This is a genomic window from Halomonas caseinilytica, from assembly GCF_001662285.1.
In the GTDB taxonomy this organism is placed as follows: domain Bacteria; phylum Pseudomonadota; class Gammaproteobacteria; order Pseudomonadales; family Halomonadaceae; genus Halomonas; species Halomonas caseinilytica.
The window spans coordinates 95589-108101 of the sequence record NZ_BDEO01000006.1; the positions used below are offsets into that span (position 1 = coordinate 95589).

The following is a 12513-nucleotide window of genomic DNA, read 5'->3' on the forward strand; positions in this document are numbered from 1 at the left end:
CGGAGAGTCGAAAGCGGAGAGGGGCATTCCTCTCCGCTTTTTTCATCGCACCTGGGGCAGCGGGCCCTCGCGGATCACGTCCTGGAAAAGGAGTCGTGCCATGCAACGTCGTCATTTTCTCGGTCTGTTGGGGCTCGGTGGCCTGGCCGGCCTGGCTCCCGGCCTTGCCAGTGCTCGCCCCAAACTGGATCTCTCCCCGGCGCCGGGCCTCGAGACGCTCGAGCTCACCGAGGCCGAGTGGCGGGAGAAGCTCACCGATGAACAGTTCGAGATACTGCGGGAAGCGGGGACGGAGCCGGCCTTTTCCAGCCCGCTGGATCAGGAAACCCGGAAAGGCGTCTATCATTGCGCCGGTTGTGACCTGCCATTGTTCGAAAGCGGCATGAAATATGACTCCGGCACGGGCTGGCCGAGCTTCTTCACTCACATCCAGGGTCACCTGCTCACTGAGCTGGACTTTGTCCTGTTGATACCGCGTACCGAATATCACTGTGCCCGTTGCGGCGGTCATCAGGGGCATGTCTTCGAGGATGGCCCCGAGCCCACGGGACTGCGCTGGTGCAACAACGGGCTGGCCCTGACCTTTGTGCCGGCCTAGACGTGCGTGGCGAGGCTCGCGCCTCGAGCGTCGTGTGGCCGCGGAGGCGGGAGTGAGCGCTTGCCTGCAGCTTGCGTACACCCCGCGCACTCTATAGAATACTTGCGCCCGTTCGTCCAGCGAGCGGGCAACGTATATTCCGAGAACCACCTCCTTGCTTCCCCTGGGGTGCTCAACGCCTCCACCGGAAGCTGCCAAACCGCAAGGAGAATCCATGCGTCATTACGAGATCGTCTTCATGGTCCACCCGGACCAGAGCGAGCAGGTCCCGGCGATGGTCGAGCGTTATACCGGCATCGTCACCGAGAACGGCGGAACCGTGCACCGTCTCGAGGATTGGGGGCGCCGCCACATGGCCTACCCGATCAACAAGATCCACAAGGCTCACTACGTGCTGATGAACGTCGAATGCAGCGGCGAGACGCTCGAGGAAATCGAGAACATCTTCCGTTTCAACGATGCCATCATTCGCAGCCTGGTGGTGCGCTGCAAGGAAGCCATCACCGAAGCTTCACCGATGATGAAGCCGGCCGAGGACAAGCGCGCGCGTCGCGACGAAAAGCCGCGCACCGCCGAGTCCGCCTGAGCCCAACCGTCGCACGTTTGAAGGAGTCTTCACATGGCACGCTTTTTCCGTCGCCGCAAGTTTTGCCGTTTCACCGCCGAAGGCGTGAAGCAGATCGACTACAAGGATCTGGACACGCTCAAGGCCTACGTCACCGAGACCGGCAAGATCGTTCCCAGCCGTATCACCGGCACCAAGGCTCGCTACCAGCGTCAGCTGTCCACCGCCATCAAGCGGGCACGCTACCTGGCGCTGCTGCCTTACACCGATAGCCACCAGTAAGCCACCGTCACGATGCTGCCTGTCGCTCGATGGCTGATGCAGGGCTTGCCCCAAGCGACGATCGGGGCGGCCGTCAGCACCCTGGTTCCCTGGCTTTTCTGGCTGGGGGCTGCCATCGCGGCGCTGGTCACACTGCGCAGGGGGCTGTCGTCGGCCTTGCCGGTGATCGTGGCCGCCGCCCTGCCCGCAGGGTGGTGGTGGAGCCAGGGGGATGTCATTCCCCTGTCCAGCGTCCTGCTGGTGACCCTGATGGCAGTAGTGCTGCGTGCCCGGATGCGCTGGAGCGAAGCGCTTGTCATCGGTGCCCTGGGAGGGGCGCTGATGATCCAGTTGGGGATCTTCCTGCCGCCTGGCGGGGTCGAGCCCCTGCTGGAGCAACTGCGCCAGGGCGCACCGGAGATCGCGACGATGCTCGACGATCTGGCGGGGCAGGGCGTGGACACCAGGCAACTCGCCAATCTATTGATCGGCGGTGTCACCGGCCTGGTGGTGCTGCTGGTGTCGGTAGGGTGCCTGGCGCTGGCCAGAGGTTGGCAGGCCGGGCTCTATAATCCCGGCGGCTTCCGCGAGGAATTCCATGCCCTGCGGCTGGCGCCTCGTGAGCTGCTGGTGCTGTTCGGGATCGGCCTGGCTGGCGTAGTGCTCAACCTGCCCGGTCTGGGCATGCTGGTCTGGGTTCCGCTGCTGGTGGCCGGCATCGCGCTGGTACATGGTTTTATTGGATTGAAGGGAATGCATGGGGTGTGGCTGGGCATCTTCTATGTCCTGCTGATCTTCACCTGGCCCATGATTCTCATCGTGCTGCTCGTGGCCTTGCTGGATTCGTTCGTGGATTTCCGCGCACGCCTCGGCCACGGCAACTGACAAGAGGTTAACGAGATGGAAGTCATTCTGCTCGACAAGATTGGCAAGCTGGGCGGTCTGGGTGACCAGGTCAACGTCAAGCCTGGCTATGGCCGTAATTACCTGGTGCCCTACGGCCTTGCCGTGCCGGCCACCAAGGAAAACATCGAGGCCTTCGAGGCCCAGCGCGCCGAGCTCGAGGCCGAAGCGGCCGAGCGCAAGGCCGAGGCCGAGGCTCGCGCCGAACAACTCAACGACATCGAATTGTCGCTGGTTGCCAAGAGCGGTGACGAAGGCAAGCTGTTCGGTTCCATTGGTCCGCGTGATCTGGCCGAGGCGATCTCCTCTGCCGGTATCGAAGTGGCCAAGAGCGAAGTTCGCATGCCGCAGGGGCCGATTCGCCAGACCGGCGAATACGACATCGACCTGCACCTGCATGCCGAAGTCGACGCCACCGTGCGCGTGGTGGTCGTGGGCGAATAAGCCCGATCAGCGATGTCCACGCGGATGTCCAGGGGCGCGAGGGCTAACCTCGCGCCCTTTTTTGATTGCCTGTGTGCCACCACCGAGGCATGGGGTCGTCTTTCCCCTTCGGGTAGAATGGTGGCGCCGATTTCGTCAAGGGCCTCGCCGTCATGAATGAACCCCTCGAGCTCGACAAGGAAACCGCGGCGCTCAAGGTGCCGCCTCACTCGCTGGAGGCCGAGCAGTCGGTACTCGGCGGTCTGATGCTCGATAACCTCGCCTGGGACAATGTGGCCGACCGGCTCGTGGCGGATGACTTCTACCGCTACGAGCATCGCCTGATCTTCAACGTCATGGGCCAGCTTGCCGAGGAGGCTCGCCCCATGGACGTGGTGACGATGTCGGAGGCACTGGAAGGGCGCGACCAGCTGGACACCGTGGGCGGCTTGGCCTACCTGGCGGAACTGGCCCGCAACACGCCGTCGGCCAGCAACATCCGCGCCTATGCCGACATCGTTCGCGAGCGGGCCACCCTGCGCAAGCTGATCCGCGCCGCCAATCAGGTGGCGGAGAGCGCCTTCGCGCCCCAGGGGCGTCCTGCCGACGAGCTCGTCAACGAGGCCGAGCGGCTGGTCTTCCAGATCAGTGAGGAGCGGCCCAAGTCCGGTGGCCCCATCGGCATGAGCGATCTGCTGGCCAAGGCCGTGGACCGCATCGATGAGCTGTTCAACATGCAGGGTGAGATGACGGGGCTGTCCACCGGCTTCCGTGATCTCGACGACATGACGTCCGGTCTGCAGCCTTCCGATCTGGTGATCATTGCCGGACGCCCTTCGATGGGCAAGACCACCTTTGCCATGAACCTGGTCGAACATGCGGTGATCTCCAGCGACAAGCCGGTGATGGTGTTTTCCATGGAGATGCCGGCGGAGGCGTTGATGCTGAGGATGCTGTCGTCGCTCGGGCGCATCGACCAGACGCGGGTACGTACCGGCCAGCTGGAAGACGAGGACTGGCCGCGGCTTACCTCGGCAGTGAACCTGCTCAAGGACAAGCAGCTGTTCATCGACGATACGGCGGCCCTGTCGCCCAACGAGATGCGTTCGCGCGTCCGGCGAGTGGTGCGGGAGCACGGTAATCTCGCCCTGATCATGATCGACTACCTGCAGCTGATGCAGATTCCCGGATTCTCCGAGAACCGTACCGGGGAGATCTCGGAGATATCGCGCTCGCTCAAGGGCCTTGCCAAGGAGTTCGGCTGCCCGGTGGTGGCGCTCTCCCAGCTCAACCGCTCCCTGGAGCAGCGTCCCAACAAGCGCCCGGTCATGTCGGACCTGCGCGAGTCGGGCGCCATCGAGCAGGATGCCGACATCATCGGCTTCGTCTATCGTGATGAAGTCTACAATCCCGATAACCCCGACAATCAGGGGCTGGCCGAGGTCATCATCGGCAAGCAGCGTAACGGTCCCATCGGTACGGTGCACATGGCCTTCATCGGCAAGTACACGCGCTTCGAGGATCTCGCCCCCGACAGCTATGGAGGCGGCGGGTTCGGCGAGTGAGGCGCAATGCTTGAGCCGAGCAGCGAGCCCCGTATAATCCGACCCCCCAACAGCATACTGGAGGAAGACCATGGCAGGCGGATTTCGGCGCGGCAACCGTCGCCGTGCCCCGAAGCTCGAGGCGCGCGGCGAGTTGCAATCGGTGGAGCGGGAAGGGCCTTTCAAGGAATGGCTGGGGATGCCCGATCTGTACCGCTATCAACTGGTGGTGGATGGCGAGCATTACAGCTATCAGACCGAGGATGCCGAGTTGCCCGTCGAGGTCGGTGATCGAGTAGTGCTGCGCTACAAGGAAACCAAGGCCGGCAAATGGGTCGATCGCAACTCCCTGGGCAAGGCCATCGATCCCTCGGAATACCAGTAAGGGAACCCAAGGTCTCGCCATCGGTCACAGGAGCGACACGGATCGGTCATCCAGGTGTCACGTGACATCTCCAGGCTGGAGCCGATCTACCCTAGTCGACTCCCGGATGGAGGGATTCATGGACCTCAATGACCTCAGGGCCTTCGTGGCTCAGCACGACAATTTCGAAATCCGCGTGATCGGCCATGCGGGCAATCGGTTCTACCAGGTGGAACTCGAAGACGTGGAAGGGCAGCGCCACATGCTGACCTCTACCGGCAAGCCCATGCTGTTTCGCTCGCTGGACGATGTCTACCTGGAACTCAAGCGCGCCGGTGTAAACCGGGCCTATCTGGTGGAACAGGTGCCCGAGGACGAGATGATCGGTCACCGGGCCCGTTATCGGGATCCGCTGAACGCGCGCATGCCGCTGGTCTTCTGAACGGCCACCATCGACCGCCATCATTCACCCTGATATCACCTCTTTCGGCTCCGACGTTGGCGAGCCGATCTTTCCTCCCGCCATACACCTCATCGATCGACACAACGACCGTCGGGCCTTCGAGAATCGGGCCACGGCGGAGCCGCGCGTGTGGGTGACGGCACGTTCCGGTTCGCTCGCCTCGGCCAGTAACCGCTACAATTCTTGTACAAATTGAGTTGATAGTATAACTCTATTCCGCCAGTCGCCGTGCCAATGGTATCCTTGTGCTCCCATGGCCCCGCACCGCAGGAGACTTCGACATGGCACACCCCGAGGAAACGGCATCCTTGTCCCGGACACCTGAGGGGCATCCCGAACTCAAGGGGGGCAAGGTCGGCGTGGTTCTGGCCAATCTTGGCACGCCGGATGCGACCGACTACTGGTCGGTACGGCGTTACCTCAGCGAATTTCTCTCCGATCGCCGTGTCGTCGACTACTCGCCCTGGCTATGGCAACCGCTGCTGCAACTGGTGATCCTCAGCCGTCGTCCCTTCGCCTCCGGCAAGGCCTACCGTGGCATCTGGAACCGGGAAAGGGACGAGAGCCCCTTGCTGACCATCACCCGCGAACAGACTGACAAGCTCGCGACCGAACTCGGACGTCTCTATGGGGATTGGCTCGAGGTGGCATTCTGCATGCGCTACGGTAATCCTTCGACCGAAAGCGTCCTGAAGCGGTTGCAGGCCCAAGGGTGCGAGCGAATCGTGTTTTTCCCGCTGTACCCGCAGTACGGTTCGCCGACGACCGCGACGGCCAACGACCAGGCCTTCCGGGCCTTGATGAAGCTCAAGTGGCAGCCGGCCATCCGGACCGTGCCGGCCTACTTCGATCATCCGGCCTATCTCGAGGCTCTGAGTGCTTCGGTGCGCGAGGCCTATGCCGCCGCCACGTCCCGCCCGGAGGTGCTGGTGGCCTCCTATCATGGCGTTCCCAAGCGTTTTCTCGACGAAGGCGACCCCTATTACTGTCATTGTCGCAAGACCACGAGGCTGTTGCAGGAACAGCTGGGGCTGGATGACGACGCCATCGTCACCACCTTCCAGTCGAAGTTCGGGCCTGAAGAGTGGGTGGGGCCGGCTACCGTGGAGCATGTCGCCAAGCTCGCCAGGCAGGGCGTCCGGCATATCGCGGTGGTGTCGCCGGCGTTCTCCGCCGATTGCGTGGAGACTCTGGAGGAAATCGAGGAAGAGATTCGCGGCGCCTTTCTCGATGCCGGCGGCGAGACCTTTACCTATGTGCCGTGCCTCAATGCTCGTGACGACCACATTCAGGCGCTGACGGCCATCGTCGAGCGCGAACTCGCCGGCTGGCTATGAGCGCCGACGCTCCTTAAGGGGCCATCATGGCCCCTTAGTCGTGTCCCGCGTCCGGATGATGCGGCACCGGTTTCTTCCCGACTTCCTCGTCACGTAGTTCGGCCGGCTGACCCTGCGTCTTGTCAACGCGCTTGAGCTGCTGGTGCAGGCCCGTCTTGGCCAGCAGGTGCGCACTGACGGGGGCCGTGATGAAGAGGAACAAGGCGATCAGCAGTTCCTGAATAACGGGGTAGTTGTCGATGACGCCGAAGTAGAGCATCGAGGCGACCAGGATGCAGCCGATCCCCATGGTAGTGGCCTTGGTCGGCCCGTGCAGGCGCATGTAGAAGTCCCGCAGGTGAGTCATGCCCAGCGAGCCGATGAAGATGAAGGCGCCGCCGGCGATCAGAAAGAGTGATATCACGCCTTCCAGGATCACATAGATCGACATGTGATGTGCTCCTTCTATTCGATGATGTCGCCGCGCAGCAGATACTTGCACACGGCCACGGTACTGATGAAACCGAGCATGGCGATCAGCAGCGCGGCCTCGAAGTAGGTCTTGGTATTGAGCCACAGCCCCATCAGCACGATCAGCGCGATGGAGTTCACGTACATGGTGTCCAGCGCCAGGATGCGGTCCGGCATGTCGGGCCCGACCGAGAGGCGGTAGGTATTGAGCAAGATGGCGATCAACACCAGGGCCAGGCTGATCTTCAGCGCGATATCTAGCATTCGTAGATCTCCTTGAGCGGCCGCTCGTAGCGCTCACGGATTTGCTCGATGAGCGCTTCGTCATCTGCAACGTCCAGCGCGTGGATCAGCAGGGATTTGCCATCCATGCGCAGGTTGGCCGATACCGTCCCCGGCGTCAGGCTGATGGTGTTGGCCAGCAGCGTGATGGTGAAGCGCTCCTGCAGCATCAGCGGATATTCCACGAAGTGCGGGCGCGTGCGCCGCCAGGGATTGACGATCAGCCAGGCGACATGGAAGTTGGCGACGATGATGTCGCCCAGCACGCGCAGCACGAAGCGTAGCAACAGCCCGGGGCGGCGTACGCTTGGCTGAACATCCCAGAAGCGATAGGTATACAGGGGGATGACGATCGCCAGGACGCTGCCCAGCAGGATCTGGCCCGGTGATAGGCTGCGCACCATCAGCAGCCAGACGGCCAGCAGCAGCAGCGACAGCAGGGGAATGGGGAGCCAGCGGCGGGGCTTGATCATGGGGCGCCTCCATTGTCGGACAGTAACGCGCTCACCAGGGCGCCGGGATCGGCCAACTGAGCAGCGGTGGCCTGGGTATAGTCGCTGATCGGTCCGGCCAGGGCTACCAGCAGCGGCGAGGTGGCAAGCAGCAGGCTCACGCCGATCCATTGTTGGCGGGGCAGCGGCTCGCCGCCTCGTTCGCCTTCATGGCTACGCCAGAACAGCGTCGATCCCGCCCGAGAAAGAGCGATGATGGCGCACAGGCCACTGATCAGCAGAATGGGCCAGAGCCAGGGGCGCTGCCCGGCATCGGCGGCATGCAGCAGCAGCGCCTTGCCGATGGCACCGGAAAGTGGCGGCAGGCCGGCCATGGCCGCGGCGCCGAGGAAGAAGAGCCCCGCCAGGGCGCCGCCCTGGGTCAGGGGGCGGCCCTTGACGATGCGTGTGCCGGCCTTGCCGCGCTGCTGGGCGATCATTTCCGCCAGCAGGAACAGGCCGCCGGTGACCAGGGTCGTGTGCACCAGGTAGTAGAGCAGCGAGGCGGTGGCCTCGGGCGTATTCATGCCGACCCCGGCCAGCAGGGTGCCGGCAGAGACCAGGACGAGATAGGCGACCAGCAGGCGAAGATCTCTCGCGGCCAGCACGCCGATGGTGGCGGCCACCAGGGTGGCGAGTGCCATCCACCACACCCAGGGCTGCTCGAGGGCAGCGAGCTCGCCGGCCTGCTCGCCGAACACCAGAGAATAGACCCGCAGGATGGCGTAGACGCCGACCTTGGTCATGATGGCGAATAGCGCCGCCACCGGTGCCGGGGCGGCGGCATAGGCACGTGGCAGCCAGAAGTAGAGCGGCAGGATGGCGGCTTTCAGGCCGAAGACCACCAGCAGCAGCAGGGCGCCGGCGGTGACCAGCCCGTTGCGCTCGGCGGGAAGCTCGCCCAGGCGTGCGGCCATGTCGGCCATGTTGAGGGTGCCGGTGGCGCCATAGAGCACGCCCACGGCGATCAGGAACAGCGCCGAGCCGGCCAGGTTGAGCACCACATAGTGCACGGCCGACTGTATCCGCGATTTGCCTCCACCATGCAGCAGCAGGGCGTAGGAAGCCAGCAGCAGCACCTCGAAGAAGACGAAGAGGTTGAACAGGTCGCCGGTCAGGAAAGCGCCGTTGATCCCCATCAGCTGGAGCTGGAAGAGTCCGTGGAAGTTGCTGCCTTTCTCGTCGTCACCGCCGCAGGCGAAGATCACGCAACCGATCGCGAGAACCGAGGTGAGCATCACCATCAGGGCCGAGAGTCGATCCAGCACCAGCACGATGCCGAAGGGCGGCTGCCAGCCACCGAGGGCGTAGTAGGCAATCTCGCCGTCGGCGGCCCGCAGCAGCAGGGCTAGGGAGATGGCGGCGAGTGCCAGGGTGGCGGCGACGCTCGCGATGCGCTTGAAGCGCGTGCTGCCGAAGCGCGAGCGCAGCAGTACGACGCCCATGACGAGCGGCAGGACGACGGGCAGGACGATCAAATGCTGTATCACCGACGCGTCTCCTCTCGATCCTCATGCTTGCGACCATCGACATGGTCGTTGCCCATGTCGCCCCGGGCGCGCATGGCCAGGATGACCGCAAAGGCCGTCATGGCGAAGCCGATGACGATGGCGGTCAACACCAGTGCCTGGGGCAGCGGATCGGCGTAATCGCCGTCACCGTTGACGACGACGGCGCCATCGGTCGTCAGTCCGCCCATGGAGAACAGGAAGAGATTGACGGCATAGGACAGCAGGGTCAGGCCGACCACCACGGGGAAGGTTCTGCCCCGTAGTGTCAGGTAAAGGCCACAGGCGCTGAGCACGCCGGTGGTGATGGCATAGAGGCTTTCCATCAGCTCGTCTCCTCGCTGGGGGGCGCGATGTTGCTTTCCTTGCTCGGCCGGTGCGGTGTCGTCAGCTTGCCGAGGTTGGCCAGGATCATCAGGGTCGCTCCGACCACGGCCAGGTAGACGCCGAGGTCGAAGATCATGGCCGTGGCCAGTTCGAAGTCACCGATCACCGGCAGATGGAAGTGGCCGAAGGACGATGTCAGGAAGGGATGGCCGAACAGCCAGCTGCCGAGACCGGTCAGGGTGGCCAGACCGACCCCGGCGATGGCCACGGGCTGGTACTGGAAGTCCAGGCGCGCCTGCGCCCACTCCACGCCCCGGGCCATGTAGAGAAGGATCAGGGCCACGGCCGTGATGAGGCCGGCGATGAAACCGCCTCCCGGGAGATTGTGCCCGCGCAGGAAGATGAAGGCGGACACCAGCAGGGCCAGGGGCAGCAGCGCCTGGGAGATGGTGGTCAGGATCATCGGATAACGATCGGGAGACCAGAGCCGGCCCTCGGAATCGCTGTGTGGCATGAACAGGCGCAGACGATTGAGCAGCTTCAGGATCGCCAGTCCGGCGATGGCCAGCACGGTGATCTCGCCCAAGGTATCGAAGCCACGGAAGTCGACCAGGATGACGTTGACCACGTTGTGACCCCCGCCGCCGGGAACGCTGTTGTCGATGAAGAAACCGGCGATGCTGGCATTGTCCCGGGTCAGGACAGCGTAGTTGAGGCTGGCGATGACCATGCCGAGTGCCATGGCCAGCGCGCTGTCGCGAAGATTGCGCGGCATCGAGGATTCACGAGGCGTTTTCTGGGGCAGGAAGAACAGCGCCAGCATCAGCAGGATCATGGTCACCACTTCCACCGAGAGCTGGGTCAGGGCCAGGTCCGGGGCGGAGAAACGGGCAAAGGTCAACGAGACCAGCAGGCCCACCATCGACAGCATCAGCAGTGAAATCAGGCGATAGCGATGGGTGGCCACCGTGGCGATGCCACTGAACATCAGCAAGATGGCGCCGGTCAGTAGCACACCGTCGATTTCGCCGCGGGGCTGGTCACCGGCCAGGTTCGGCATCATGAACAACCCGAGGCCGGCCAGCACCACGGCGGTGAGCAGCAGCAGGCTCATGTAGCGTTGCAGGGAAGCGTTGTCGAAGCGCCCGAGCCAGGCTTCGGCGTAGCGGCCGACGCATTGCACCGAGCTCTCGAACACCAGGCGTGCATCCACTGGCTTGAAGCCCTTGAGGAAGCGCCGCAGGTGGCGGTGCCCCAGATAGGTGCCGACCCCGGCGGCCAGGGCGATCAGACTCATCAGCAGCGGCAGATTGACGCCATGCCAGATGGCCAGATGGAATTCCATGGGCTCGCCGAGTACCGCTCGGGTGGCCAGGTCGAGCAGGCCGCCGGCCAGTGGCGAGGGAAGCAGCCCCACCAGGATGCAGAGCACCGCCAGCAATTCGACCGGCGCTCGCATCAGGCGAGGGGGTTCGTGAGGCGACTTGGGCGGTGCCTCGCGAGCGGGCTTGAAGAAGACCGCATGCACCAGGCGCAGCGAGTAGGCGACCGACAGGATACCGCCCAGTGTGGCCAGTACCGGCAGCAGCCAGCTGATGCCGCCGAGCATGTCGGTGCCGGCGGCGCTGGTGAAGAACATCTCCTTGGAGATGAAGCCGTTGAGCAGGGGGACGCCCGCCATGGCTGCCGCGAGGATCGAGGTCAGCAACGCGGTGATCGGCATGGCCCTACGCAGGCCGCCGAGTCGTGAAAGGTCGCGGGTACCGGTCTCGTGATCGATGATGCCCGCGCTCATGAACAACGCTGCCTTGAAGGTAGCGTGATTGAGGATGTGAAACAGCGCGGCTAGTACCGCCATGGGCGTGCCGATTCCCAGCAGGGCCGTGATCAGGCCCAGGTGGCTGACCGTGGAAAATGCCAGGATGCCCTTGAGATCGGTCTTCATCAGCGCGAACCAGGCGCCGTAGAGCAGGGTCGTCATGCCAACCAGCGTCACGACCAGGGTCCAGAGCTCACCACCGGCGATGGCCGGGTGGAGGCGGGCCATCAGCAGAATCCCTGCCTTGACCATGGTGGCGGAGTGCAGGTAGGCCGAGACCGGTGTGGGCGCGGCCATGGCGTGAGGCAGCCAGAAATGGAAGGGGAACTGGGCCGACTTGGCGAAGGCCCCGAGCAATACCAGGCCAAGTGCCAGCGGGTAGCGCTCATCGGCCAGGATGACGTCGCCACTGGCCAGCACCTGGTTCATGTCGAAGCTGCCGACCATGTCGCCGAGCAGCAGCAGCCCGGCCAGCAGCGCCAGGCCTCCGGCGCCGGTGACCGCCAGTGCCATGCGTGCGCCCTTGCGGGCGTCACTGCGATGCGACCAGAACCCGATCAGCAGGAAGGACGACAGGCTGGTGAGTTCCCAGAACATCCACAGCAGCAGCAGGTTGTCGGCCATGGCGATCCCGACCATGGATGACATGAACAGGATCAAATAGGCGTAGAAGCGCCCGTAGGGCTCCTCGGGGGCCAGGTAGTAATGGGCATAAAGCAGGATCAGCAGGCCAATGCCCAGGATCAGCAGGTTGAAGAGCACCGACAAGCCGTCGAGCCGGAAGGCGAGTTCCAGGCCCAGGGAGGGCACCCAATCCACGGCAAAACGCAAGGTCTCGCCGTCGAGCAGGGCGGGGAGCTGTGCCAGGGTCAGCAGTAGAGCCGTGGTCGGCAATACTGCAGTGACCAGTGAGCAGAGAGGGCGTTCGAGGCGAGCGCCGAATGCCGGCACCAGTACTCCGACAAGAGGGAGCAATGCGATCCAGAGCAATGTCATCGATTGGTCATCCTGCGCGTTTGCGTTAGGCCAAGGGTACTGTCCCACCGCAGGAGGGATCGACGACAAGCGCTGAGTGGCGCGTCCGTCCCTGGGTGAACAGGCCCATCAATGGCATTTGGCCACTACTCTAACGCAAAATGGACGCGTCACGCCCCCTTCTCTGGCAAAAGGTAAAGTAT

The 12513-nt window shown here is 63.7% G+C and carries 15 protein-coding genes; 9 read left to right on the top strand and 6 right to left on the bottom strand.

Going from position 1 to position 12513, the window contains the following annotated elements:
* The first annotated feature begins 100 nt into the window (after window positions 1-100).
* The 9 genes from msrB to hemH all read left to right on the top strand — a co-directional run bounded on the left by msrB (window position 101) and on the right by hemH (window position 6458).
* On the top strand, window positions 101-598 hold the full coding sequence (gene msrB / locus HSDC_RS06655) for a peptide-methionine (R)-S-oxide reductase MsrB (protein WP_064699163.1): 498 nt from the start codon (window positions 101-103) through the stop codon (window positions 596-598).
* A gap of 214 nt (window positions 599-812) precedes the next feature.
* Window positions 813-1184, top strand: coding sequence for a 30S ribosomal protein S6 (gene rpsF / locus HSDC_RS06660; RefSeq protein ID WP_013333282.1), 372 nt, complete (start codon window positions 813-815; stop codon window positions 1182-1184).
* A 33-nt stretch (window positions 1185-1217) separates the two neighbouring features.
* The gene (rpsR, locus tag HSDC_RS06665) at window positions 1218-1445 is read left to right on the top strand and encodes a 30S ribosomal protein S18 (protein WP_013333281.1); all 228 of its coding nucleotides are present in this window, start codon (window positions 1218-1220) and stop codon (window positions 1443-1445) included.
* 12 nt (window positions 1446-1457) lie between these two features.
* The gene (locus HSDC_RS06670) at window positions 1458-2309 is read left to right on the top strand and encodes a hypothetical protein (protein ID WP_064699164.1); all 852 of its coding nucleotides are present in this window, start codon (window positions 1458-1460) and stop codon (window positions 2307-2309) included.
* A 15-nt stretch (window positions 2310-2324) separates the two neighbouring features.
* Window positions 2325-2771 (top strand): 50S ribosomal protein L9, encoded by a 447-nt coding sequence (gene rplI / locus HSDC_RS06675; RefSeq protein ID WP_064699165.1) that lies wholly within the window; start codon window positions 2325-2327, stop codon window positions 2769-2771.
* A gap of 152 nt (window positions 2772-2923) precedes the next feature.
* The gene (gene dnaB, locus HSDC_RS06680; RefSeq protein WP_064699166.1) at window positions 2924-4315 is read left to right on the top strand and encodes a replicative DNA helicase; all 1392 of its coding nucleotides are present in this window, start codon (window positions 2924-2926) and stop codon (window positions 4313-4315) included.
* A 70-nt stretch (window positions 4316-4385) separates the two neighbouring features.
* Window positions 4386-4679, top strand: a complete 294-nt coding sequence (locus HSDC_RS06685) for a hypothetical protein (protein WP_064699167.1) — start codon at window positions 4386-4388, stop codon at window positions 4677-4679.
* 118 nt (window positions 4680-4797) lie between these two features.
* On the top strand, window positions 4798-5100 hold the full coding sequence (locus tag HSDC_RS06690; RefSeq protein WP_064699168.1) for a DUF6482 family protein: 303 nt from the start codon (window positions 4798-4800) through the stop codon (window positions 5098-5100).
* Window positions 5101-5402: 302 nt separating this feature from the next.
* A complete protein-coding gene (gene hemH / locus HSDC_RS06695; protein WP_064699169.1) occupies window positions 5403-6458 on the top strand; it encodes a ferrochelatase in 1056 nt (351 codons plus the stop codon).
* Window positions 6459-6492: 34 nt separating this feature from the next.
* Here the strand turns inward: hemH and HSDC_RS06700 are convergent, their stop codons facing one another.
* Genes HSDC_RS06700 through HSDC_RS06725 form a run of 6 tightly spaced genes read right to left on the bottom strand, consistent with a single transcriptional unit; the run spans window position 6493 to window position 12331 of the window.
* Window positions 6493-6888 carry a Na+/H+ antiporter subunit G gene (locus tag HSDC_RS06700; RefSeq protein ID WP_170825749.1) on the bottom strand — a complete coding sequence of 132 codons (396 nt, stop codon included), beginning with the start codon at window positions 6886-6888 and terminating at the stop codon, window positions 6493-6495.
* A gap of 14 nt (window positions 6889-6902) precedes the next feature.
* Window positions 6903-7172, bottom strand: coding sequence for a K+/H+ antiporter subunit F (locus tag HSDC_RS06705; RefSeq protein WP_064699170.1), 270 nt, complete (start codon window positions 7170-7172; stop codon window positions 6903-6905).
* Window positions 7166-7663, bottom strand: a complete 498-nt coding sequence (locus HSDC_RS06710; RefSeq protein ID WP_064699171.1) for a Na+/H+ antiporter subunit E — start codon at window positions 7661-7663, stop codon at window positions 7166-7168. Before HSDC_RS06710 ends, HSDC_RS06705 begins: the two co-directional genes overlap by 7 nt.
* The gene (locus HSDC_RS06715) at window positions 7660-9171 is read right to left on the bottom strand and encodes a monovalent cation/H+ antiporter subunit D (protein ID WP_064699172.1); all 1512 of its coding nucleotides are present in this window, start codon (window positions 9169-9171) and stop codon (window positions 7660-7662) included. The genes HSDC_RS06710 and HSDC_RS06715 overlap by 4 nt, the downstream gene beginning before the upstream one ends.
* A complete protein-coding gene (locus HSDC_RS06720; RefSeq protein WP_064699173.1) occupies window positions 9168-9515 on the bottom strand; it encodes a Na+/H+ antiporter subunit C in 348 nt (115 codons plus the stop codon). Before HSDC_RS06720 ends, HSDC_RS06715 begins: the two co-directional genes overlap by 4 nt.
* Window positions 9515-12331: a monovalent cation/H+ antiporter subunit A gene (locus HSDC_RS06725; RefSeq protein ID WP_064699174.1), complete on the bottom strand. Its 2817-nt coding sequence runs from the start codon at window positions 12329-12331 to the stop codon at window positions 9515-9517. Before HSDC_RS06725 ends, HSDC_RS06720 begins: the two co-directional genes overlap by 1 nt.
* Window positions 12332-12513: the final 182 nt, after the last annotated feature.